This is a genomic window from Micromonospora humi (assembly GCF_900090105.1).
GTDB lineage: Bacteria > Actinomycetota > Actinomycetes > Mycobacteriales > Micromonosporaceae > Micromonospora > Micromonospora humi.
The window spans coordinates 116,561-139,495 of the sequence record NZ_FMDM01000017.1 but is presented as its reverse complement, the minus strand read 5'-3'; the positions used below and the strand labels follow the sequence as shown (position 1 = coordinate 139,495).

Here is a 22,935-nt window from a genome sequence, read left to right as displayed (position 1 = left end):
CCTCGGTGAGCGCCACGTCGACGCCGAGGGCGGCGAAGCTGGACAGCGTGGTCTGGAAGTTGCTCGGCAGCGAGCTGCCGCCGGTGAAGTGGGTCTGCAGGCCGACGCAGTCGATCGGCACGCCCCGGGACTTGAAGTCCTGGATCATCCGGTAGACGCCCTGCGTCTTGCCGTACGACCAGTTCTCGATGTTGTAGTCGTTGTAGCAGAGCTTGGTCGACGGGTCGGCGGCCCGCGCGGTGCGGAACGCCACCTCGATCCAGTCGTTGCCGGTGCCCTGCAGGTTCGAGTTACGGCGGCTGCCGTCCTCGTTGAACGCCTCGTTGACCACGTCCCACGCGGCGAGCTTGCCCTTGTAGTGGGCCATCACCCCGTTGATGTGGTCGATCATCGCCTGGCGCAGGTTGCTGCCGCTCAGGCTCTGCATCCAGCCGGGCTGCTGGGCGTGCCAGGCCAGGGTGTGCCCCCGGACCTTCAGGCCGCGCTGGGTGGCCCAGTTGTAGATCTGGTCGCCGGAGTTGAAGTTGAACTGCCCCCGCTGGGGCTCCGTGGCGTCCGGCTTCATCTCGTTCTCGGCCGTGATCATGTTGAACTCACGCGCCGCGATCGTGCTGTAGGTCGAGTCGCCGAGCCGGCCCGCCGCGATCGCGGTGCCGAAGTAGCGGCCGGACTGCGCGGCCGCCGCGCCCAGCGTGCTCGCCGCGGCGTTCGCCGACGGCATCATCACCGCGACCGCGGCCACCGTCACGGCGCTGACCGCGCCGGCGAGCAGCGCTCGGACGGCGGGCGATCGCCGCCGCCGCGTCCCGCCGCGAGGAACGGATGGGTTCATTGCCACCTTGGCCTCCCTATTGGCCAACACCCGAGCCGTCTGGGCGAGGACGACTGGACGCCTGTGTCGAAATATTTACGTTCTCCGATGCTTGCATCAGCCGGGCGTCCGAACAATATGTTTCGGAAAAGTTTCGGTGGTTTTCCGAGGCGTGGCGTGGTCGGTCCCCGGTTACGGCGACCGACCACGCCTCGACGTGTCGGCGGTCAGGAGACGGTGCAGGCGGACCCGTTGAGGGTGAAGCCCGTCGGCCTCGGGTTGGCGCCGGTGTGGGTGCCGTTGAAGCCGAAGCTGGTCGACGCTCCCGCGGCGAGGGTCCCGTTGTAGGCCAGGTTCGTGGCGGTCACCGCCGTGCCGGTCTGGGTGACGTTCGCCGACCAGGCCTGTCCGACCTTCTGCCCGGCGTTGCCGAAGGTGAACGCCAGCGTCCAGCCGTTGATCGCCGTCGTCCCGGTGTTGGTGACGGTGACGTTCGCGGTGAACCCGGTGTCCCAACTGTTCGCCGTCCAGGTCACCGCGCAGCCGCCGCCGGCCGGCGGGGCCGTGGTGGTCACCGTGACGCCGGGCGAGGCCGGCGACACGTTACCGGCCGCGTCCACCGCGACCACGGTGAACGTGTACGTGGTGGCGGCGGTCAGCCCGGTCACCGCGAGCGTGGTCCCGGTGGTGGAGCCGACCAGGACGGTCCCGCCCCGGTAGACGCGGTAGCCGGTGACCCCGACCGCGTCGGTGGCCGGACCCCAGGTCAGGGTCAGGCCGGTGGCGCCGACCGCGGAGGCGGTGGGCGTGCCGGGCGCGGTCGGCGCGGTGGTGTCCGGGGTCGAGGCGGCCGCCGTGGTGACCGTGAGCGCCGGCGAGGCGGTCGACCGGTTGCCGGCGCCGTCGCGGGCGACCACCGTGAACTGGTACGCCTGCTGGGGTGCCAGCCCGGTGACGGCGAGGGTGTTCGTGGTGGACTTCAGCAGCACCAGGACGTCGCCGCCGGGCTGCGTCTGGACGATGTCGTAGCCGGCCAGGCCGCTGCCCCCGGTGTCGGTGGAGGCGGGCCAGGTCAGCGTGAGACCGCTCGACGTGACCGCGGAGGCGACCGGGGTGCCGGGGGTGCTCGGCGCGGTGGTGTCCGGAGTGGCCGGACCGGGCTCGTCGCCCCAGACCCGCACCCCGCCGGAATAGAGCGGCACCTTCCGGTTCGGCCCGGCGGTCGCCTGGTAGGAGGGGTCGTTCGTCGGGTCCCAGGTGCCACCCTCCGGTACGCCGATCTTGAACTGCACCTCCATCCGGTGCTGCGACTGCCCGGCCGGCGCGATGGTGTAGCCGGTGCAGTCGACCTCGACGTACCAGATGTCGCCGCTGTACTGCTTGGCGCTCGACGGTGACGGGCAGCCCTGGGTGTAGCCGGGCGTGACGGTCACCGGGCCGGTGCCGTCCGGCCGGAAGTAGTACCGGAACTTACCGGTGGTCAGCGCCCGGGCCGGGAACGCCGACTTGTTGTAGATGATCGCCTTGAGCCCGGTGGCCCGCGGCTCGGCCTGCATCACCGTGGTCTCCACGGTCAGCTCGTCCATGTCCGGCGTCTCGGCGGTCGGGAAGCCGGCGCGCGGGCTGCCGCCGTACTCGTTGGTCAGCCGGGCCAGCGCGGAGGTGAAGCCGGCGTTGTAGTCGGTGGCCACCTCGTTCATCACGTAGTCGGAGCGGCTGTCGCTGTAGGCGTCGTTGGCCGACGACGGGCCGCCGACCAACGCGCCGTAGAGCACGTGCCGGGTCTCGACGGGCACGGTCTGGCTGTCCCACCAGGACCCGTGCGCGGTGCGGTGGTGCGGGTTCTTCGGCGGGTTGGTCCCGAACCCGATCATGTAGCTGGAGTTGCGCGGGTTGTCGCCGAGCGCGTAGTTGACCTGCCGGACCGCGAAGTCGTGGTAGCGGGCCTTACGGGTCGCGTCGGTGGTCTTGTCGCTGTAGACCAGCGCGGCGAACGAGGTGTTCGCGGCGTAGCGCAGCGCGCCCCAGGAGTCGAGCACCGCCATCCCGCCGGGCGAGTACGGCACCTTCTGCCCGTTGACGCCGACGGTCCAGTAGTCCAGCCACCGGTTGGCGTCGTCGACGTACTTCTGCTTGCCGGTCAGGTTGGCCAGCAGCACGTACGCGCCGAACTGCTTGTTGTCCCAGGCGAGGGTCCACTTGTAGGAGCGGGTGGTGGACTGCGGCTCGGTGCCGAGCTTGTCGTACTCGTTCTCCGCCTTGGCCAGGTAGGTCGCGTCACCGGTGGCCCGGTAGAGCCAGATCGCGCCCCAGACCAGCTCGTCCTGGTAGCCGCTCCACGACTTGTAGAACGAGGCCGCGTCGGTGATGCACTCGCTGTAGGCCTTCCGCACCGTGTCGGCGAACGTGTAGAGCTGCTTGGCGTGGCCGAGCAGCTTGTCCGCGTAGGCGGCGTCGGTGGGCCGGAACACCATCGACGACGCGGCCATCGCGGCCGCCGTCTCGCCGGCCAGGTCCGCGCCGCCACAGCTCGCATCGATCTTGTACGCGGGCCGCGCCATCGGCAGCACCTCGGCCGGCCCCCACCACTTGTGGTCGTCGTCGCCCTTGCCGACCTGCCCGTAGAGGACGTTCGGCGCGGGGTGCGCCTTGACGAAGTAGTCGTTGACGAAGCGCAGGTTGTTGAGCAGGTAGCTGAGCTGGCCGGAGGCGACGTAGCCGTCCCGGTACTCGACCGCGCCCCAGGCGAGCATGGTGGTGCTGAACGCCATCGGGAAGCCGAACTTCACGTGGTCGCCGGCGTCGTACCAGCCGCCGGTGAGGTCCACGCCGACGTCGGCGCCGTCGGTCAGCGCGGAGTCGCCGCGCCAGGAGACCCGGTTCCAGGCGGGCTTGCGCCCGGACTGCTGCGCCTCGTAGAAGAACAGCGACTTCTGCAACGCCTCGGCGTAGTTGAACGCGGGCGCGGCCTGCGCCCCGGCCGGGGCGGCGGCCGGCGCGGCGGCGGCCGGGAGCGGCACGGCGGTGGCCAGCGCGGCCACCAGCGCGGCGCCGGCGGCGAGCAGCCGGCGGGACGGGCGACCGCGCGGCGGCGGGGTCGGTCGGGGCATGGCGAGCTCCTGTGGAGGATGGGCTGCCGCACGGCGGCGCGATCCGGCGACGGACGATGCCGGTCGGGCCGCCGTGCGGCGGTGGTGGTGGGGTGGACCGCGGGGGCGCGGGAGCGCTCCCATGGATAATCGACAATGTAATCTCGCGCCCGCTCGTTGGGAAGACGACCGCCGCCCCACCCGGCTCCATACTCACCGGTAACTTAAATCACATCGATGCGCTGTTGCCCGCCGCGCGACGGGCACGGGACAGTCGCCGCACCAGCGGCGTCATCGACGCCGCCGCTCCCCGGACAACCCTGAGGAGATCGCGATGGCTCTCAGACTCGCCGACGGCACCTCCTGCTCCGACACCCTGACCCGGGCGGTGGCCGCCGCCCCGGAGGCCTTCACCACCACCGACGACGGCACCGCCACGCTGCACAACCTCGTCGAGGGGCGGTGGCGGGCGATCGGCACCCCCACCGCGGTCCGCACCCCGGTCGACAACACGGTCCTGGTGAACCTGGCCCGGCTCGACGCCGACGCGGCACGTGCCGCGGTCGCCCACGCCGCCGCCGCGCACCGCGAGTGGGCCCGCACCCCGCTCGCCGACCGGACCGCCCGGGTCGTCGACGCGCTGGACGCCCTCACCGCCCACCGCGACCTGCTCGCGATGCTGCTGGTCTGGGAGATCGGCAAGCCGTGGCGGCTCGCCTGCGCCGACGTGGACCGGGCGCTCGACGGCGTGCGCTGGTACGTCGGGGAGATCGAGCGGATGCTCGCCGGCGGCCGGGAGCCACTGCCCGGCCCGGTCAGCAACATCGCCTCCTGGAACTACCCGATGAGCGTGCTGGTGCACGCCGAGCTGGTGCAGCTGCTGGCCGGCAACGCGGTGCTCGCCAAGACCCCGTCGCAGGGCGGCGCGGTCTGCCTCACCGTCGCACACGCGCTGATGCGCCGCGCCGGGCTGCCCGCCACGCTGCTCTCCGGCAGCGGCGAGGAGCTGTCCGAGGTGCTGGTCCGCGCGCCGGAGATCGGCGCGGTGGCGTTCGTCGGCGGGCGCTCCAACGGCGGCAAGGTCGCCGCCGCGCTGCTCGACTCCGACAAGCGGCACTTCATCGAGCAGGAGGGGCTCAACGCCTGGGGCGTCTGGGACTTCTCCCGGTGGGACACGCTCGCCGCGCACCTGCGCAAGGGCTTCGAGTACGGCAAGCAGCGCTGCACCGCGTACCCCCGGTTCGTGGTCCAGCGCGACCTGGTCGACGAGTTCCTCGACATGTACCTGCCGGTCGTCCGCTCGATCCGGTTCGGCCACCCGCTCGCGGTCGGTGACGACTGGGCCGCCGGCGACCCGCTACCCGAGCTGGACTTCGGCCCGCTGATCAGCGCCGCAAAGGCCGACGAGCTGCGGCGCAAGGTCGACGAGGCGGTCCGCGGCGGCGCCGTGCCGCTGCACCGGGGCAAGCTCGACGGGGCACCGTTCCTGGACGGGCAGGACACCTCCGCGTACGTGGCGCCGGCCGTGCTGCTCGCCCCGCCCGGCCGGTCCCGCCTGATGCACGCCGAACCGTTCGGCCCGGTGGACACCATCGTCGTGGTGGACACCACCGACGAGCTGCTGGCCGCGATGAACGCCTCCAACGGCGCGCTCGTCGCGTCGCTGGCCTGCGACGACGAGGAGCTGGCCGGCAAGCTGGCGGTGGACCTCCAGGCGTTCAAGGTGGGCATCAACAAGCCCCGCTCCCGGGGCGACCGGGACGAGCCGTTCGGCGGCCGGGGCGCCTCCTGGAAGGGCGCCTTCGTCGGCGGGGACCTGCTGGTGCAGGCCGTCACCGTCGGCGGCGACGGGCGGCTCCACGGCAACTTCCCCGACCACAGCAGCTACCCGGCCACCTGATCCCGCCGAGACCGCGGCCGAGGGGCGTCCTGAGCGGGTCAGCCGCGCGGCTCGGCCCAGGCGGTGAAGCGGTCGTCGAGGCCCGCCGGGGAGCGCCCATCCTGGCTGACCTGGCCGACGAACCACGGGCCGGCTACGTCGACACCAGTAGGCAGCGCAGATCGCCACTCAGCCAGACCCAGTCGTCAGCCCCGAACCTCCGCCCCCGAACGTCGCCCCCCGGGACACTCACCGGCAAACCTCTGTCGATCTTGGACTTGTGGCACCTCCGATTTCACGCCGAATCGAAACATCTCCTGGCACCGCAAGTCCATGATCGACGAAACCCTCAACTCGGCCGGAGTCGGCATCCGCCGGGGCTGGCGGCGTCTTGTCGGGGGGCGGGTAGCGGCGGACGAACGGTCATCCACCTGCCGCCCGGGACACGAACGGGGCCCCCGCACCGGGGGCCCCGCCGTGTCACCGTCCCCCGCATCGGAGGTCGGTCAGGGTGGCGCCGGGAGGCGCCGGTTGCGGCCCTCCGCCCGGTCCCGCGACGCGCCGCGCCGTTGCGGCTCGCCCGAAGGCCCGGCCGGACGGCCGTGAGATCAGATCGGTCCCGACCGCTGGCTCGGCAGGCCGTGGCCGGCCTGCGCCGGCAGGGCCGTCCCCGGGCCACAACCGGCCGGCGCCGGCCCGGCGACGCGGCCGGCCGGGGTGGCGTCGACGGGGGTCAGCGGTACCGTCGCGGTCAGCACGCCGCCGTCGCGCTCCAGCGCCACCGGCCGGTCCAGCCGGCGCAGCGTCCGCAGCATCGGCGTGTTCTCGGCCTGCACGTGCAGCAGCAGCGCGGCGTAACCGGCCCGATCGGCGTGACCGAGCAGCCGGCGCAACAGCGCCGAGCCCAGGCCCCGGCGCTGCCAGTCGTCGCGGACCAGCAGCGCCGCCTCGGCCTCGTCCCCCTCGCCGAGCAGGTTGGCCATCGCCACGACCGGCTCCGCCGCCCCGCCGGAGCCCGCCGTGACGAGCAGGGTCAGCCCCCGGGCCGGCTCCAGCAGCCGACGCAGGCGGGCCGGCGACGGGTCCGCCGCCCCGCTCAGGTAACGCCGCTGCCGGCTCCGCGCCGAACAGCCGACGTGCAGCTCGCGTACGGCCGGCACGTCGTCGGCGGTGGCGGGCCGCACCGACACCTCGGCGCCGTCCGGCAGCACCAGCGTGACCCGGTCGGCGTCCCGGCGGCCCAGCGTCGCCGCCAGCTCGACCAGGGCCTGCGCCCGGGCGTACTCGGCCGGGGTGAAGCTCGGCTCCCGGCGGCGCAGCTCGTAGCCGCCACCCGCCGGATCGGCGAGCAGCATGGTGGTGCCGCCCACGCCGCCCGGCGCGGCGGCGGACGCGGGACGCCAGGTCACCGCGTCGGCGCCGAGCAGCGTCCGCAGCGTCGCGCCGGCCGCCTCCGGGTCCCGGACCAGGCGGGCGGCCAGCCCGAGCACCCGGGTCGGCTCGTCGGCCAGCCCACGCGCCTCGCTGCGCGCGACCCAGCAGTCCCGGCCCCGGCCCCGCTCCACCGCCGCCCGCAGCTCGGCCTCGGTGACCTGCTCCGGCGCGTCGACCAGGAAGTCGTCGACCGCACCGGCCTCGGTGGTGTGCACCTGCACGGTGAGGATGTTGACCCCGCGCAACGCGAGGCTCGCCGTGAGCACCGACAGGTAACCCGGCCGGTCGTCCACGGTGGCTCGGATCCGCCACAGCGCCATGGTTGTCTCCCTTCCTCACCACCGACCATGCCGGTCGGCTGTTGCGGGCCCGTTGCCCCCCGGTGACGGGCCGCCCCCGCCTCAGGTGATCGTGGTCACCGGCGGCGCGCCCACCAGGTCGAGCCGGTCGCCGAGGATCACCGCGCTGGCGCGGACGAGCTGGGCGAGCCGGTCCACCTCGGTGGAGTGGAACGCGGCGGCCGAGAGCGGCTCGCTGTGGTCGCGGGAGACCACCAGCACCAGGCCGGCCCGGCCGAACGGCGCGACCGCGTAGTGGTGGCCGTCCGGGCTGGTCATCGCGCGGGCCCGCAGCGGCGTCACCTCGGGCAACCGGGGCGGCGCCGGCGCGCGCCAGCTCGCGTGCCCCACGGTGGCCGAGGCGCCCTCGCCGCTGCGCGAGGCCCAGTCGAGCGGCACCACCGCGGCCACCGCCCAGTCGGCGGCGAGCAGCCCCGGGACCGCGTCGACGAGCGTGGCCACCCCGTCGGTCGGGTTCGCCGCCACCTGGGCGAGCAGCTCCGCGTCCTGCCCGGTGGTGGTCGGCGCGCCGATCGCCCGCCACACCCCGTCCACCTTGACGCCGGGGATCGCGGCCAGCCCGGCCAGCAGCCGCTCCACCCGCGCCGCGCCCGGCCAGACCACGGTGAAGTCGTCGACCGCCCGCCCGCCGAGCCGTTCCAGCACCACCACCTGGACGATGTCGGCGCCGGAGACGCCGAGTGTCCGGGCCACCTGGCCGAGCGTGCCCGGTCGGTCCGGCAGGGTCACCCGAACTCTCAGCAGCATGTCTGATCCCCTCCGCTCGGCGGGCCGGCGACGGCCGGCAGGCTGGGCCCAGCCTGCCGGCTGACCATTTCGTCCCCGTTGCCGCGGCATGTCCCGCCGGGAACATCCGACCTTGACAACAAAGCTGAGCTGCCATCAACTATCCGGATGACCGATCCGGCCGTCGACGCCGCCCGGCCCCCGACCGGTCCGGCCCCCCGCGGGCTCGACCTCGACCGGCTCGCCGCCCACCTGGCCGCGCACCGGCCGGAGCTGGCCGGGCCGCTGTCCGCCCGGCTGATCGCCGGGGGCAAGTCCAACCTGACCTACCTGCTGCGCGCCGGCGACCGTGAGGTGGTGCTGCGCCGGCCCCCGCTCGGGCACGTGCTGGCCACCGCGCACGACATGGCCCGGGAACACCGGGTGATCTCGGCGCTGGCCCCGACCGGCGTGCCGGTCCCCCAGGCGCTGCTGCTCTGCGCCGACGAGAGCGTGATCGGCGCCCCGTTCTACCTGATGGCGAAGGTCGACGGCGAGGTCTACCGGCGACGGGCGCAGACCGACGCGCTCACCGCCGACCAGCGGCGCGACCTGGCCCTGGCGATGATGGACACGCTCGCCACGCTGCACCGGGTGGAGCCCGCCGAGGTCGGGCTGGCCGACTTCGGCCGCCCGGACGGCTACCTGGCCCGGCAGGTCCGTCGCTGGGCCGGCCAGCTGGACCGCTCCCGCAGCCGCCCGCTGCCCGGCATCGACGAGCTGCGCGACGCGCTCGCCGGCAGCGTGCCGGAGGGGGCGAACGCGGGCCGGATCGTGCACGGCGACTACCGGCTCGACAACCTGCTCACCACCGTCGACCCGGTGGCGGTGCGGGCCGTGCTCGACTGGGAGATGGCCACGCTCGGCGACCCGCTCGCCGACCTCGGCCTGCTGCTCACCTACTGGGACGTGCTGGGCGACAGCGAGCACGCCGAGGGCAACCCGGTGGCCGACGGCATCGGCCCCCGGGCCGGCTTCCCCACCGGCGCGGAGCTGATCGACCGCTACGCCGGGCGCAGCGACGTCGACGTCGGCCCGTTGCACTGGCACGTGGCGCTCGGTTGCTTCAAGCTGGCGGTGATCTGCGAGGGCATCCACTACCGCCACACCCTCGGGCAGACGTTGGGCGAGGGCTTCGACCGGATCGGCGAGATGGTGGCGCCGCTGGTCGCGCACGGTCTGCACGCGGTGAGGGAGAAATAGATGGAGTTCGCGTACGACGACCGGACGGTCGAGCTGCGGCAGCGGCTGGAGGCGTTCCTCACCGAGTGCGTCCTGCCGGCCGAGCCGGTGCACCACGAGCAGGTGCTGGCCGCCGGCGACCCGTGGGCCCGCCCGCCGGTGATGGACGAGCTGAAGGCCGAGGCCCGGGCCCGCGGCCTGTGGAACCTGTTCCTGCCCGACGCGCGCTACGGCGCCGGCCTGACCAACCTCCAGTACGCGCCGCTGGCCGAGCTGACCGGGCGCAGCCCGCACCTCGCCCCGGAGGCGCTCAACTGCGCCGCGCCGGACACCGGCAACATGGAGCTGCTCGCCGAGTTCGGCTCCGACGCGCAGCGGGAACGCTGGCTGGCGCCGCTGCTCGCCGGCGACATCCGCTCCGCGTTCTGCATGACCGAACCGGAGGTCGCCTCGTCGGACGCGACGAACATCGCCACCCGGATCACCCGCGACGGCGACCACTACGTGGTCGACGGCCGCAAGTGGTGGTCGTCCGGGGCGATGGACCCGCGCTGCGAGATCTTCATCGTGATGGGCAAGACCGACCCGGACGCCGACCGGCACCGCCAGCAGAGCATGATCCTGGTCCCCCGGGACACCCCGGGCGTCACGGTGCGCCGCGGGATGACCGTCTTCGGCTACAGCGACGCCCCGCACGGCGGGCACGCCGAGATCGACTTCTCGGGTGTCCGGGTGCCGGCGGAGAACCTGGTCGGCGCCGAGGGCACCGGCTTCGCCATCGCCCAGGCCCGGCTCGGCCCGGGCCGGATCCACCACTGCATGCGGCTCGTCGGCATGGCCGAGCGGGCGCTGGAGCTGCTCTGCCGGCGGGCCCTCGACCGGGTCGCGTTCGGCCGCCCGCTCGCCGAGCAGGGCGTGGTGCGGGAGTGGATCGCCGAGTCCCGGGTCCGGATCGAGCAGGCCCGGCTGCTGGTGCTCAAGACCGCGTGGCTGATGGACACCGTCGGCAACAAGGGCGCGCACACCGAGATCCAGGCCATCAAGATCGCCACGCCGGCGATGGCCGAGTGGGTGATCGACAAGGCGATCCAGGCGTACGGCGGGGCCGGCGTCAGCCAGGACACCCCGCTCGCCGCGCTCTGGGCCCAGGCCCGCACGCTGCGCCTCGCCGACGGCCCGGACGAGGTGCACCGGGCCTCGCTGGCCCGGCGGGAACTGCGTCGCTGGTCCTGACCGGCGGTGGCTCAGGCCGAGGCGCGGCGGATGAGCTCGGTGTCCAGCAGCACGTGCGGCGAAGGCACCTCGTCGCCGCGGATGCGCGAGACGAGCAGGCGGGCCATCTGCCGGCCCATCTCCTCCACCGGCTGGAACACGGTGGTCAGCGGCGGCTCCGCCTGGCGGGCGATCGGGGCGTCGTCGAAGCCGATCACCGCGACGTCCTCGGGCACCCGGCGACCGGCCTCGCGCAGCGCGCGCAACGCGCCGAACGCCATCAGGTCGGACGCGACGAAGACGGCGTCCAGATCCGGGCAGGCGTCCAGCAGCCGGCGCATCGCGGCGGTGCCGCTGCCCTCGCTGAAGTCCCCGTACGCGATCAGGCCCGACTCGACCGCGTTGCCGGCGGCCCGCACCGCCTCCCGGTAGCCGGAGAGGCGGGCCAGGCCGGCGCCCATGTCCTGCGGGCCGGCGATGGTCGCGACCCGCCGCCGCCCCTGGACGAACAGGTGCTCCACCGCCTGCCGGGCGCCGCCGACGTTGTCCACGTCGACGAACCACGCCGGCTGGGCGTTCGGGTGCAGCATCCGGGCCGGCCGGCCACCGAGCACCGCGGGCAGGCCGCGCTCCTCCAGCAGCGTGGGCAGCGGGTCGGAGTCGTGCAGGGAGAGCAGGAGCACGCCGTCCACGTGCTGGTTGGTCAGGTGGTGCTCGACCCGCTCCCGCTCGATCGGCGACTGCACCATGGCCAGCCACAGCTGCATGGGCGTCTCCAGCAGCCCGGAACTGACGCCCCGGACGATCGCCGCGAAGAACGGCTCGGTGAAGACCCGCTCCCCCGACTCGGAGACGACCAGGGCCACCGAGTCGGTGCGCTGCGTGACCAGCGCCCGGGCGGCCCGGTTGGGCACGTATCCCAGCTCGGCGATGGCCTGCTGGACGGCGGCCCGGGCTTCCGGACTGACCTGCGGCGAGCCGTTGACCACGCGGGAGACCGTGCCGCGCCCGACGCCGGCGCGGGCCGCGACCGCGTCGAGGGTCGGGCGCCCGAGCGAGCGGGTGCGCTGCGTTGTCATCGTCTGTGCTCCTCCGACGGGCGGGCGGGCCCGGCACCGGTTGAGGCTCCGGTGCCGGGGCCGCCCGTTACTGGCTGGCCCAGCTTATTGTGCGGCCAGGCCGTTGCGTCGGATCACGTCGGCGTACCACCTGGCGCTGGACTTCGCGATCCGGGCCTGCGTGTCGTAGTCGACATAGACCATGCCGAACCGCTTCGTGTAGCCCCAGGCCCACTCGAAGTTGTCCATCAGTGACCAGGCGAAGTAGCCCTTCAACGGCACCCCGGCCTCGATCGCGGCGTGCGCCGCGCGCAGGTGCGCGGCGAAGTAACCCAGCCGGTCCGGGTCGTCGACCCGGCCGTCCACCACCGCGTCGACGAACGCCGAGCCGTTCTCGGTGACGTAGAGCGGCAGGTCGGTGTATTCCCGGTGGACCCGCTCCAGCGTCTCGGTCAGGCCCGGGGCGTCGATCTCCCAGTCCATGTCGGTGACCGGCACGCCCCGGGTGACGAACCGGACGTCCTCGCTGCCCGGCCAGCAGGACGGCGCCCGCCAGTAGGGCTCCGGCTCGCCGCCCTCGACCGGCGCGGCGACCACGTGCCGGCTGTAGTAGTTGACCCCGACCATGTCCAGCGGGGTGGAGATGGTCTTCAGGTCGCCGTCGCGGACGTGCCCGAGGTCGGTCACGCCGCGCAGGTCGGCGACCAGGTCGGCCGGGTACGCGCCGCGCAGCACCGGGTCGAGGAAGAAGCGGTTGGCCAGCGCGTCGATCCGGCGGGCCGCGTCGGCGTCGGCCGCCGAGCCGGTGGCCGGGGTGACCGGGTAGAGGTTCACCGTGATGCCCAGCTCCGCCTCGGGCCGGGACGCCCGCACCGCCTGCACCGCCAGCCCGTGCCCGAGCATCAGGTGGTGCCCGGCCCGGACCGCGTCCGCGCCGTCGGAGCGGCCCGGCGCGTGCACGCCCGAGCCGTAGCCGAGGAACGCCGAGCACCACGGCTCGTTCAGCGTGGTGAAGTATTTCACCCGGTCACCGAGCTCGTCGGCGACCAGCTTCGCGTACTCGGCGAACCGGCCGGCGGTGTCCCGCGCCGGCCAGCCACCGGCGTCCTCCAGCGGCTGGGGCAGGTCCCAGTGGTAGAGCGTCACCCACGGCTCGATGCCGTGCCCGAGCAGCTCGTCGACCAGGCGGCGGTAGAAGTCCATCCCCTCCTGGTTGACCGCGCCGGTGCCGCCCGGCTGCACCCGCGGCCAGGAGACGGAGAAGCGGTAGGACCGCAGCCCCAGGTCGGCCATCAACCGCACGTCGTCCGACATCCGGTGGTAGTGGTCGCACGCCACGTCGCCGGTGTGCCCGGCCACCGTCCGACCCTCGGTGTGGCTGAAGGTGTCCCAGATCGACGGCGTACGGCCGCCCTCCGCCGCGGCGCCCTCGATCTGGTACGCGGCAGTGGCCGCGCCCCAGAGGAAGCCGGGCGGGAAGGTGACGGCCGGGCCCTCGTCGAGGACGCCGACGGCGGGCGGGCTGGCTGGGTTGCTCACGACTTGACGGCGCCTTCCATGATGCCGCCGATGATCTGGCGGCCGAACAGAACGAACACGATGAACAGGGGCAGGGTCGCGATCAACGTACCGGCGAAGATCTGCGAGTTGTCGGCGAAGTAGGCGGTGTTGAGGCTGCGCAGCGAGATCTGGACGGTGGGGTTGGACGGGTCGGCCAGCACCACGAACGGCCAGAAGAACTGGTTCCACTGTTCCATGAAGGTGAGCAGGCCGAGCACCGCGGCGGCGGGCCGCAGCGCGGGCATCACCACGTGCCAGTAGACCTTCCAGGTGGAGCAGCCGTCCACCCGGGCGGCCTCGATCAGCTCGTTCGGAACGGCCTGCTCGGCGTACTGGCGCATCATGAAGATGCCGAAGCCGCCGATGAGGAACGGCACGGTCACCGACGGCATCGTGTTCAGCCAGTCGAGCTTCGCCATCAGGATGTAGAGCGGGAGCACGCCGAGCTGGATCGGCACCATCATCGAGGCGAGGATGATCAGAAGCAGCGCGTTCTTGCCCCGGAACCGGAGCTTGGCGAACGCGAAGCCGGCCAGCGACCCGAAGAACACCGTGGCGATGGTGATCGTCCCGGAGACCAGGAACGAGTTCATCAGGCCCTTGACGACGTTGGCGTCACCGTTGGCCAGCACCCGTTCGATGTTCTCGCCGAGCTTGCCGCCGGGCAGGAACGGCGGCGGCCAGGAGTTGGCCGCGTCGTTGGTCCGCGAGGCGATGACGATCATCCAGTAGAACGGGAACAGCGACAGGATCACCCCGAGGACCAGCCCGAACCAGGTCAGCGGGCTGGCCTTCCAGAGCCGCTCGGCCTGGTGGGTGGCCTTGGCCGGCGCGGTCGGCCGGGTGGGCGGACGAAGCGTGGTGGTCGTCATCTCGTCACCTTCACTTGTCGGAGCTGATGCGGCGGGCCAGCAGATAGTTGACCGTCGACATCAACGCGATGAGCACGAAGAGCACGAGCGCGACCGCCCCGGCGTAACCCCACCGGAAGCGCTGGTTCATCACGTCGAGCAGGTACATCGTGATGGTCTGGAACTGCCCCTCCGAGCCGCCGGAGAGACCGCCCGAGCCGCTGGTGAACAGCAGTGGCTCGGTGAACAGCTGGAGCCCGCCGATGGTCGAGATGATCAGCGTGAAGATGATCGTGGGGCGCAGCTGCGGGACGGTGATCGACCAGAACTGGCGCCGCCGGGAGGCCCCGTCCAGCGCGGCGGCCTCGTACATGTCCTTGCTGATCGACTGCATGGCGGCCAGGTAGATCAGCGCGTTGTAGCCGACCCAGCGCCAGTCGACCATGGTGGAGATGGCGAACCAGGAGGCGAAGCGGTTCGCCCGCCAGTCGATCGGGTCCAGGCCGATGCTGTCGAGCAGCCAGTTGACCAGGCCGAAGTCCTTGGCGTAGATCATCGAGAAGATCAGCGCGACCACCGCGGTCGAGGTGATGATCGGCATCGCGATGGCCATCCGGAAGAAGGTCTGCGCGCGCAGCCTCCGGTTCAACGCGTTGGCCAGCATGAGCGCCAGCAGCAGCTGGGGCACGGTGGAGAGCACGAACATGCCGAACGTGTTCACCACCGCGTTCCAGAACTGCGGATCGTCGGTGATCAGCTCGACGAAGTTGTCCATCCCGACGAACGAGATGGTCGCGTTCAGCGGCGACCGGTCGGTCAGCGCGATCCAGACCGTGTAGGCGATCGGGTAGGCGCTGAACACGGCGAAGATCACGAAGAACGGCAGGACGTACAGGTACGGCGAGTACTTCAGGTCCAGCTTGGTGGCCGAGCTGGCGCGGCGGTGCGAGGTGCGGGCGCGCGGCGGGCGGGGCTCGGGCGGCGCCGTGGCGTGCAGGTCGAGGCTCATCAGGAGTCCTTCTCCTCAGCCGGCGTCACCCGCCACACGGGTGACGCCGGGCTCTGCGGGCACCGCGGGTGGCGCCGGCAGCACAGGGCTGCCGGCGCCACCCGCGGGCGGCTCAGCCGGGTCACTTACCGGCGGCCGCACCGTTCTTCAAGGCCGCCTGCCACTGCTCGTCGGCCGACTTGCCCTGCTCCACGGCGCGCAGCGTGTTCTCCACGGCGGTGCGGACCGCGTTGTTCTTCGGGCCGAGGTAGACCGGCTTCAGGTCGGAGGCGCCGGCGGCGAAGATCTTGCCGACCGGGGCCTTGCTGAAGTAGTCGTTGGTCGAGTCGGCCACGGCCGGGTCGGTGAGCGCCTGCGGGTTGGACGGCAGGTTGCCGACCGCCTTGAACGCGCCGATCTGGCCCTGTGCGCTGGTCAGGAACTTGGCCAGCTCGATGGCCTCCTTCTGGTGCTTGCTCGACTTCGGCACGCCGAGGAAGGAGCCGCCCCAGTTGCCGCCGTTGCCGGGGGCCTTGGCGACGTCCCACTTGCCGGCCGCCGCGTCACCGGCCTGGCCCTTGATCACACCGGTCATCCACGCCGGGCAGGCGATGGTGGCGAAGCTGCCGTTCTTGAAGCCGGCGTTCCACTCGTTGGAGAACGACTGCAGGTTGTTCGACAGCCCGGCACCGATCATCTTGGTGGTCAGCTGGTACGCGGCCTGCACGTCCGGGTTCTGGTCGATGACCATCTTGTTGCTCTTGTCGTAGTACGTGTAGCCGGTGCCCTGGCCCGCGATCTGCATCAGCACCACGTTGTAGAAGTTGGTCGCCGAGTCGACGAACTTGTGCTTCTTGTCGGCGGCGGCGAACTTCTGGCCGGCCTCGATGAACTTGTCCCAGGTGGGCCAGAGCGCGCCGACCTGCTCGCGGTCGGTGGGCAGGCCGGCGGCCTTGAACAGGTCGCTGCGGTAGCACAACGCCATGCCGCCGACGTCGGTGCCGAGGCCCAGCACCTTGCCGTCGGGGGTGCTGCCCTGCTCCCACTTCCACGGCAGGAAGTTGCCCTTGAGGTCGTTCGCGCCGTGGTCGGCGAGGTTCACGAACTTGTCAGCCTGCGCGTAGAACTGGACGATGGTGCCCTCTTCCAGGGCCACCACGTCGCCGGCGCCCGAGCCGGCGGTGATCTGCTGGGTCAGCCGGGTGTTGTAGTCACCGAGGCCGAGGCCCTTGCCGCGCTCCTGGATCTTGACGTTCTTGTGCTCGGCTTCGTACTGCTTGTACAGGTCCTGGTAACCGAAGCCCTGGTCGCCGAAGACGTCGACGACCAGGGTGACCGGGCCGTCGCTTTCGCTGCCGCCGCCGCCCGACGAGTCGTCGCTGCAGGCGGTGGCGGTGGCGAGCACCGTGACAGACGCGAGCGCGATGGCCGCGAGCTGCCGACGGCGGATGGGGAGGCTCATCTTTCAGACCCCTCTTTCGGTGGTGAGGCGAGTTATTCGTGTGGTGGGGGGTGCGTTTCGCGCCGGGCCGGAGCGGGCAAGGAAGAGATTCACGCCACTCCCGGGAGCGCTCCCATGAGATTGCCGGGAGGTAACAGGGGTGTCAATAGGCCGGTGGGAGCGTTCCCATTTCGTTACCGCGTGCGTCCGGGCCCTCCCGGAGACCCGTTCAGCAGCAGCGGCGCAGCAACGTGGTGGCGCGGTCGGCGGCGAACCCGGCCGGGTCGAACGCCGGGCCGGCCCACTCCCGCATGGTCGCGTGCTCGGGATGCGCCGGATCGGCGAGCGCGGCCAGCAGCACGGCATAGCCCTCCGGGCCGCCCACGCCCTCCGGCGGAGCGGCCCGCTCCCCGTCCACACAGGCCGGGTACCGCTCGTCCGGGTCGGCGGCGCAGACGTCCTCCACGACCAGGTCGTGCTCCCACCAGTCACCGAAGTCGTAGGTGTAGCGGAACCGGTCACCCTTGCCCACCACCGCGTCCAACCGGACGTCCAACTCGTCGCGGAGTGCCAGCTCGCCGCCCGGATCGGGCTCGCCGTACTGCCGACCGTCGATCTCGAACGAGTGCAGGTGGCAGTCGCGCCACCCGATCGCGTGCTGGAGCACCCGGTGCAGCCGGTCCAGCGTGAAACCACCGGGCACCAGCACCCGTCGCCAGACCGGCGGCCGGACCCCCGCCAGGGACACCATCAGCTGGAAGATCTGACGCGGCACGTGGTCCCGTCCTTCCGCGGCATAGGCTGCCCGCATGATCTGCCGAGCCTGCCGGGAGCGGCGGCACGACGACTGTCCTGGCCGGAAGTGGTGCGACTGCCAGCACCGTACCGCCGAACCCACCCCACCGGTCACCGGTCCGGCCGGCGAATGAACGTCGGAACCCCGATCGAACGGATCTGGCCGGCACCCGTCACCGGTCCGCTGACCGACCCGCAGCTCACCGCGCTCTACGGCCGCGCGCCCCGGCCGCACCTGCGGGTCAACTTCGTGGCCAGCGCGGACGGCGCGGTCACCCTGGACGGTTACTCGGCCGGCCTCTCCGGCGAGCCGGACAAGCGCGTCTTCGGGATGCTGCGGATGCTCTGCGACGGCCTGCTGGTGGCCGCCGGCACGCTGCGCCACGAGGGCTACCGCGCGGTGACGCTGAACGCCGAGCGCCGCGCCTGGCGCCGTGACCGGGGCCTGGCCGAGTATCCGACGCTGGTGGTGGTCTCCGGCTCGCTCGACCTCGACCCGGCCCAGGGCTGCTTCGCCGACGCACCGGTCCGGCCGCTGGTGCTCACCCGCGACGACGCCGAGGCGCCGGCCGGGTTGACCGAGGTGGCCGACCTGGTCCGCTGTGGCGCCGACCGCGTCGACCTGACCGCCGGGCTGGCCGAGCTGCGCCGGCGCGGAGTGGAGCAGGTGCTCTGCGAGGGTGGGCCGCACCTGTTCGGCGCGCTCACCGCCGCCGACCTGGTCGACGAGCTCTGCCTGACCGTGGCGCCGCTGCTCGCCGGCGCCGGGCCGGGCCGGATCACCGCCGGCGCCGGCAGCACCCCACGGCACCTGCCGTTGCGCCACGTGCTGGCCGCCGCCGACGGGGTGCTGATGCTGCGCTACGCCCGCGACCCGGGCGAGCCGCCGTCCGCCGGGGCCGCACCCGCCGCCTGACCCACCCCGCGGCACGATTCCGCCCGCGCGACGACCCACGCCCGCGCGGGGCACGACCGACCCCCGCCGGGCACAAACCACCCCCCGCGCGGCACGACCACCACCGCCCGGCCACGACCCACCCCGCCGGGGCACGACCGACCCCGCGGCACGACGCCGCCCGCGTCGACTGGTTCGCGTCCGCCGGCGATGCGACCGCGCCGACCCACGGCGGCCCGACGGCGCACCGACCGACCGGCGCCCACGATCCGCCCGACGCCCGACGCCCGACGGCCGACGCCCGACGCCCGACGCCCGGCGCCGAGTCGCCGCGCCACGGCTCGTGCCGGGCACCGGTCCGGCAACCGGCGAGTCGCACGCCGGGGGCAGGTCGGTATACACCGCCATACCTCAGAGTCATAGATATGACTCTGAGGTATGGCGCTCTCGACCGCGTCCTTGTTCCACGTCCCGACACGCCGACACCGACACGCCGGTGCGCCTCGCGCACTCCGGAAGCCGGGGTCGTGCGGCCAGCTCGACACCGCTCCACGAAATGCGCTTTAACCTGGGAAAATGGACGTGACGGAGCGGTCCGCGGCGGGCCCGGCCCGGCAGCCGTTGCTCGCCGCCGCGCTGCTCACCGCCGCCGGGCTGGTCGACGCGGTGTCGGCCTGGGCGCACACCCGGCACGGACGGTTCGCGGTGGCGACCGCCGACGGGGTCTACCAGGTCGACCTCGGCGCCTGGGCGTGGGTGCACCTCGCGGTCGGCGGCGCGGTCGTCCTCGCCGGACTGGCCGTGCTGGGCCGCCGGCGCCGGGCGGTGCCGCTGGCGTTCTGCTGCGTGCTGCCCGCGATCGTGGTCGACCTGCTCCTCTTCCCCTACGCGCCGGTGCGGGCGGTCATCGTGGTCGCGCTGGACGGGGCCGCGCTCCGGCTGCTGGCGCGACATCACCGGTCCACGCGGGCGGAGGATCAACCGCGACGTGGCGCGGCCGGCTGATCAGCGCGGCTGGCAGACCCTGCCGGTACGCGCCGGGTCACCCTCCCGGCTGGCCGACCAGACCGGGTTCTGCGACAACAGCAGCGACGGCGCCTGCCACGCCGAGCCGAGCCGCTGGAGCAGGTCGTACTCGCGCCGTGGCTGGTCGACCGGCGCGCCCTCCAGGAACCGGATCACCTGGTCCTGGACGGCCCGGTTGCCGATCAGCCCGCCGTGCAACGCGGGCATCTGGTAGACCGGCACGTGGGTGTACTCGCCGGGCGGCGCCTCGGCCGCGCTCACCGTGGGCAGGAAGGCGATGATCCGGACCCCCGGCACCGGGCAGAGCGTGCGGTTCCGATAGAACGCGGCGTCCACCAACATCGACCGGACGAACGCCTCGTCCGGGTGGTCCTTGACCGGGCGCGGCAGGTTGGCCAGCCAGAACAGCGCCCGCAGCTGCCAGCCGGTGGCCACGCCCCAACCCTCGTACCCCGGGGGCGGATAGTAGGTACGGCCGGCCTGCACCAGCGGGCTGAACAGCACCACCGCGGTCACCGGCCCGCGCGGCAACTTGTCCAGGAAGGCCCGGGCCACCATCGCGCCCTCGCTCTGCCCGACCAACGCGATCGGCCGTCCCGTCCGCCGGTGCAGCGCCTCGACCTGCGCGGCGAGCAACCCGGCGCTGGTGTCCAGCGACTGGTGGGTCGCCTCCGGCTCGTACGGCAGCGGGCGGCCCCTGCGGTCCAGCCCACGGTAGGAGAACCGCTCCACCCGGGGATCGGCGGGCGGGGTGCCCTGCCAGCGCGAGTCGTGGCCGCCGAGCACGATGACCGCCTCGCGTACCTCAGCCGGTAGCCGCTGGGTCACGACCGGCGGACGCCACGGCCCGTCCTGCCCCCCGGCCGCCACCCCGATGAACGACTCGGCCCAGATCGCGCCGACCACGGCCAGGGCGATCACGATCGGCGCGGCCGGGACGCGGGGCAGCCGGACCCGGACGGGCAGCACCGCGGCGGCCACGGTGCGCAGCCAGAGCACGCCGTTCACCGTCCCGGCGAACGCGGCGACCGGCACCCCCCACCAACCGGGAGCGCTGGAGATCAGCGCGCCGGCCAGGGTGAGCACCACGAAGTTCAGCGTCGACCAGCCGAGCAGCTCGATCGTGGGCAGCCCGCGCCACCACCGGTCCACCACCCCGGCGCGGGCCAGGAACGGCGCGGTCACCACCAACGGCCCCAGCGAGGCGAACAGATACCAGGACAGGGCCACCGCGGAGAAGGCGACGGAGAGCGCGGCCCACGGCGAGACCACGAGCGCGGCCACCACGGCCACCTCCAGGTTGCGTCGCAGCAGCCAACGCCGCGACGGCCGGGCCTCCCCGGCCGGCCAGGCCAACCAGGTCAGCAGCGCGGAGAGCAGGGCGCGGATCACGATCAGCGCGAGCAGACCGAGCCCGAAGCTCCCCCACGAGTCGTGGTAGACCAGCAGCCACCGCATGTCGTGGTACGAGTCGTACGGCCAGACGGCGGTGACCTGCGGCGCGAGCCCCTGCGCGGCGTGGAACCGGGCGGCGACCAGCACCGCCTCCTCGACCGCCGGCAGGGCCGCGGCGAGGGCGAACAACCCGATCAGCCGGCCCCGCGTCGACGCCACGTCCCTCTCCCCCGCTCTGTCCGGCCTCTCTGCAGGATCCCGCGCCGAGCGGCACGACGAGGCGGAATCGCACGCACCGTGGCCGACCGGATCCACCCGGCGACCGGCCGGGACGCGCCGACGTGGCGTCCGACGCGTCGCGTGGCAACCTGTCGCATCCCTCGGGCAGGATGCAGGACGTGCGCCGTGACCGGAACGACCAGCCGACCGGAGACCGCCGATGACCGACGACCAGCTCGACGGGCCCGGCGAGGGTGTGGGCCGGGTGCTCGGCACCGCCGACGCCACCCCGCTCACCTTCTGGACCGCCGTCGCCCCGGGGAGCTACCTGCAACTCGACGACGTGGTGGTGACCCGGCGCGAGCTGCCCGAACGCGAGCCGGTGACCATCGCCGGCGTGGTGACCCAGGTGCGGGCCCGGCACGAGGGGGCGCAGTTCGACTCCGACGTCTTCGCCATCGCCGACGGCACGCTGCCGGCGCAGGTGCAGGAGGCCGCCGAGATCACCACCACCCGGGTCGACCCGGAGTTCTACGTCCCGCCGACCCCGGGCGCGGTGGTGCACCGGGCCGAGGGCGACGCCCGGGCCCGGGCCCTGCACTTCGACCGGATGGAGCGGCGGATCCCGATGGGGATGGGCCGCGACGGGGTGCCGGTCTACCTCAACGCCGACTTCCTCGACGGCACCCGCGGCGCGCACGTCTCCATCTCCGGCATCTCCGGCGTCGCCACCAAGACCAGCTTCGCCACCTTCCTGCTCTACTCGGTGTTCCGCTCCGGGGTGCTCGGTGGCGACGCCGTCAACGCCAAGGCGCTGATCTTCAACGTCAAGGGCGAGGACCTGCTCTTCCTCGACCACCCCAACAGCCGGCTCGACGACCCGACCCGGGCGGCCTACGCGAAGCTCGGTCTCGACGCCGGCGCGTTCCCCGACGTGCGGGTCCACGCCCCGCCCCGGGTCGGCGACTCGTCCGGCACGCCCGACGTGAGCAGCCGGCTGACCGGCGTCGACAGCTTCTACTGGACGCTCACCGAGTTCTGCGCCGACCGCCTGCTGCCCTACGTCTTCGCCGACGCCGACGACGAGCGCCAGCAGTACACGATGGTGGTCCACTCGGTCGCCGCCCACCTGGCCCGCTACGCCCAGCCCGCCGACGGCGGGGTGAGCATCGACGGCGTCCGCCTGGGCTCCTACGCCGACCTGGTCGACCACGTCGTCGAGCGACTCAACGACGACGAGACCCGGGGCGAGTGGGCCGGCAGCGCGGTCGGGCTGGGCACGGTCAACGCGTTCGCCCGCCGGCTCATCGGCAGCAAGAAGGACCTGGGCCGGCTGATCCGCGGCGACCTGGCCGAGCGACGGCCGCACTCCATCAACACCGCGGAGAGCGCCCAGGTCACCGTGGTCGACCTGCACAACCTGCCGGACCGCGCGCAGCGCTTCGTGGTCGGCGTGACGCTGAAGAGCGAGTTCGAGCGCAAGGAGAAGGCCGGCACCGCCAAGCCGTTGCTCTTCGTCGTGCTCGACGAGCTGAACAAGTACGCCCCGCGCGAGGGCTCCTCCCCGATCAAGGAGGTGCTGCTCGACATCGCCGAGCGGGGCCGCTCGTTGGGCGTGATCCTGGTCGGCGCGCAGCAGACCGCGAGCGAGGTGGAACGGCGGATCGTCACCAACTCGGCGATCCGGGTGGTCGGCCGGCTCGACCCGGCCGAGGCGTCCCGCCCGGAATACGGCTTCCTCCCGCCCGCGCAGCGGCAGCGGGCGCTGCTGGCCAAGCCGGGCACCATGTTCGTCAACCAGCCCGACATCCCGGTGCCGCTCTGCCTGGAGTTCCCGTTCCCGGCGTGGGCGACCCGGGTCTCCGAGGCCGGCCGCCCGCCGTCGGAGACGCTACGGTCGATCACGCAGTCCGCCGACCCGTTCGCGGTGGTCGGCTCCGGCTCGTCCGACGACGACATCCCGTTCTAGGCGGCAC

At 72.9% G+C, this 22,935-nt stretch carries 17 protein-coding genes; 6 read left to right on the top strand and 11 right to left on the bottom strand.

What is annotated here, in order from left to right; all coding sequences use genetic code 11:
• Both GA0070213_RS26980 and GA0070213_RS26975 read right to left on the bottom strand, forming a co-directional pair.
• Positions 1 to 832: endo-1,4-beta-xylanase (locus tag GA0070213_RS26980; RefSeq protein WP_139128730.1), on the bottom strand; the 832-nt coding region annotated here is incomplete at its 3' end.
• Between the two features lie 206 nt (positions 833 to 1,038).
• Positions 1,039 to 3,921 carry a glycoside hydrolase family 9 protein gene (locus GA0070213_RS26975; RefSeq protein WP_091070709.1) on the bottom strand — a complete coding sequence of 961 codons (2,883 nt, stop codon included), beginning with the start codon at positions 3,919 to 3,921 and terminating at the stop codon, positions 1,039 to 1,041.
• Between the two features lie 313 nt (positions 3,922 to 4,234).
• Between GA0070213_RS26975 and GA0070213_RS26970 the strand changes: the two genes are divergently transcribed.
• Positions 4,235 to 5,800 (top strand): aldehyde dehydrogenase family protein, encoded by a 1,566-nt coding sequence (locus tag GA0070213_RS26970; RefSeq protein ID WP_091070706.1) that lies wholly within the window; start codon positions 4,235 to 4,237, stop codon positions 5,798 to 5,800.
• 587 nt (positions 5,801 to 6,387) lie between these two features.
• Here the strand turns inward: GA0070213_RS26970 and GA0070213_RS26965 are convergent.
• Both GA0070213_RS26965 and GA0070213_RS26960 read right to left on the bottom strand, forming a co-directional pair.
• Positions 6,388 to 7,533: a GNAT family N-acetyltransferase gene (locus GA0070213_RS26965; protein WP_245716564.1), complete on the bottom strand. Its 1,146-nt coding sequence runs from the start codon at positions 7,531 to 7,533 to the stop codon at positions 6,388 to 6,390.
• 81 nt (positions 7,534 to 7,614) lie between these two features.
• Positions 7,615 to 8,319 carry an ACT domain-containing protein gene (locus tag GA0070213_RS26960; RefSeq protein WP_091070704.1) on the bottom strand — a complete coding sequence of 235 codons (705 nt, stop codon included), beginning with the start codon at positions 8,317 to 8,319 and terminating at the stop codon, positions 7,615 to 7,617.
• A gap of 147 nt (positions 8,320 to 8,466) precedes the next feature.
• On the opposite strand from GA0070213_RS26960, the gene GA0070213_RS26955 reads away from it, so the two are divergent.
• Positions 8,467 to 9,540: a phosphotransferase family protein gene (locus GA0070213_RS26955; RefSeq protein ID WP_091070701.1), complete on the top strand. Its 1,074-nt coding sequence runs from the start codon at positions 8,467 to 8,469 to the stop codon at positions 9,538 to 9,540.
• The gene (locus GA0070213_RS26950) at positions 9,541 to 10,752 is read left to right on the top strand and encodes an acyl-CoA dehydrogenase family protein (protein WP_091070699.1); all 1,212 of its coding nucleotides are present in this window, start codon (positions 9,541 to 9,543) and stop codon (positions 10,750 to 10,752) included.
• An 11-nt stretch (positions 10,753 to 10,763) separates the two neighbouring features.
• On the opposite strand, the gene GA0070213_RS26945 is transcribed toward GA0070213_RS26950, so the two are convergent.
• The 6 genes from GA0070213_RS26945 to GA0070213_RS26920 form a co-directional block, all read right to left on the bottom strand.
• On the bottom strand, positions 10,764 to 11,810 hold the full coding sequence (locus GA0070213_RS26945) for a LacI family DNA-binding transcriptional regulator (protein ID WP_091070697.1): 1,047 nt from the start codon (positions 11,808 to 11,810) through the stop codon (positions 10,764 to 10,766).
• A gap of 84 nt (positions 11,811 to 11,894) precedes the next feature.
• On the bottom strand, positions 11,895 to 13,328 hold the full coding sequence (locus GA0070213_RS26940) for a GH1 family beta-glucosidase (protein ID WP_091070695.1): 1,434 nt from the start codon (positions 13,326 to 13,328) through the stop codon (positions 11,895 to 11,897).
• Entirely contained in the window at positions 13,325 to 14,221 is an 897-nt protein-coding gene (locus tag GA0070213_RS26935; protein ID WP_091070692.1) for a carbohydrate ABC transporter permease, read from the bottom strand. Before GA0070213_RS26935 ends, GA0070213_RS26940 begins: the two co-directional genes overlap by 4 nt.
• 10 nt (positions 14,222 to 14,231) lie before the next feature.
• A complete protein-coding gene (locus GA0070213_RS26930; protein WP_091070689.1) occupies positions 14,232 to 15,209 on the bottom strand; it encodes a carbohydrate ABC transporter permease in 978 nt (325 codons plus the stop codon).
• Positions 15,210 to 15,330: 121 nt separating this feature from the next.
• Entirely contained in the window at positions 15,331 to 16,650 is a 1,320-nt protein-coding gene (locus GA0070213_RS26925; protein ID WP_091070686.1) for an ABC transporter substrate-binding protein, read from the bottom strand.
• 208 nt (positions 16,651 to 16,858) lie between these two features.
• The gene (locus GA0070213_RS26920; RefSeq protein ID WP_175441516.1) at positions 16,859 to 17,404 is read right to left on the bottom strand and encodes a plasmid pRiA4b ORF-3 family protein; all 546 of its coding nucleotides are present in this window, start codon (positions 17,402 to 17,404) and stop codon (positions 16,859 to 16,861) included.
• 150 nt (positions 17,405 to 17,554) lie between these two features.
• Between GA0070213_RS26920 and GA0070213_RS26915 the strand changes: the two genes are divergently transcribed.
• Entirely contained in the window at positions 17,555 to 18,340 is a 786-nt protein-coding gene (locus tag GA0070213_RS26915) for a pyrimidine reductase family protein (protein ID WP_091070681.1), read from the top strand.
• A 555-nt stretch (positions 18,341 to 18,895) separates the two neighbouring features.
• Positions 18,896 to 19,324, top strand: a complete 429-nt coding sequence (locus tag GA0070213_RS26910; RefSeq protein ID WP_091070678.1) for a DUF7144 family membrane protein — start codon at positions 18,896 to 18,898, stop codon at positions 19,322 to 19,324.
• On the opposite strand, the gene GA0070213_RS26905 is transcribed toward GA0070213_RS26910, so the two are convergent.
• A complete protein-coding gene (locus GA0070213_RS26905) occupies positions 19,325 to 20,959 on the bottom strand; it encodes an alpha/beta hydrolase (protein WP_091070676.1) in 1,635 nt (544 codons plus the stop codon).
• 220 nt (positions 20,960 to 21,179) lie between these two features.
• On the opposite strand from GA0070213_RS26905, the gene GA0070213_RS26900 reads away from it, so the two are divergent.
• Positions 21,180 to 22,928, top strand: a complete 1,749-nt coding sequence (locus tag GA0070213_RS26900) for an ATP-binding protein (RefSeq protein WP_091070673.1) — start codon at positions 21,180 to 21,182, stop codon at positions 22,926 to 22,928.
• The last annotated feature ends 7 nt before the right edge of the window (positions 22,929 to 22,935 follow it).

What these genes read in the sequence shown, in the direction of transcription:
- GA0070213_RS26975 (WP_091070709.1), bottom strand. Translation starts at nt 3,921, where the DNA reads ATGCCCCGACCGACCCCGCCGCCGCGCGGTCGCCCGTCCCGCCGGCTG.
- GA0070213_RS26970 (WP_091070706.1), top strand. Translation starts at nt 4,235, where the DNA reads ATGGCTCTCAGACTCGCCGACGGCACCTCCTGCTCCGACACCCTGACC.
- GA0070213_RS26965 (WP_245716564.1), bottom strand. Translation starts at nt 7,533, where the DNA reads ATGGCGCTGTGGCGGATCCGAGCCACCGTGGACGACCGGCCGGGTTAC.
- GA0070213_RS26960 (WP_091070704.1), bottom strand. Translation starts at nt 8,319, where the DNA reads ATGCTGCTGAGAGTTCGGGTGACCCTGCCGGACCGACCGGGCACGCTC.
- GA0070213_RS26955 (WP_091070701.1), top strand. Translation starts at nt 8,467, where the DNA reads ATGACCGATCCGGCCGTCGACGCCGCCCGGCCCCCGACCGGTCCGGCC.
- GA0070213_RS26950 (WP_091070699.1), top strand. Translation starts at nt 9,541, where the DNA reads ATGGAGTTCGCGTACGACGACCGGACGGTCGAGCTGCGGCAGCGGCTG.
- GA0070213_RS26945 (WP_091070697.1), bottom strand. Translation starts at nt 11,810, where the DNA reads ATGACAACGCAGCGCACCCGCTCGCTCGGGCGCCCGACCCTCGACGCG.
- GA0070213_RS26935 (WP_091070692.1), bottom strand. Translation starts at nt 14,221, where the DNA reads ATGACGACCACCACGCTTCGTCCGCCCACCCGGCCGACCGCGCCGGCC.
- GA0070213_RS26930 (WP_091070689.1), bottom strand. Translation starts at nt 15,209, where the DNA reads ATGAGCCTCGACCTGCACGCCACGGCGCCGCCCGAGCCCCGCCCGCCG.
- GA0070213_RS26925 (WP_091070686.1), bottom strand. Translation starts at nt 16,650, where the DNA reads ATGAGCCTCCCCATCCGCCGTCGGCAGCTCGCGGCCATCGCGCTCGCG.
- GA0070213_RS26915 (WP_091070681.1), top strand. Translation starts at nt 17,555, where the DNA reads ATGAACGTCGGAACCCCGATCGAACGGATCTGGCCGGCACCCGTCACC.
- GA0070213_RS26910 (WP_091070678.1), top strand. Translation starts at nt 18,896, where the DNA reads ATGGACGTGACGGAGCGGTCCGCGGCGGGCCCGGCCCGGCAGCCGTTG.
- GA0070213_RS26900 (WP_091070673.1), top strand. Translation starts at nt 21,180, where the DNA reads ATGACCGACGACCAGCTCGACGGGCCCGGCGAGGGTGTGGGCCGGGTG.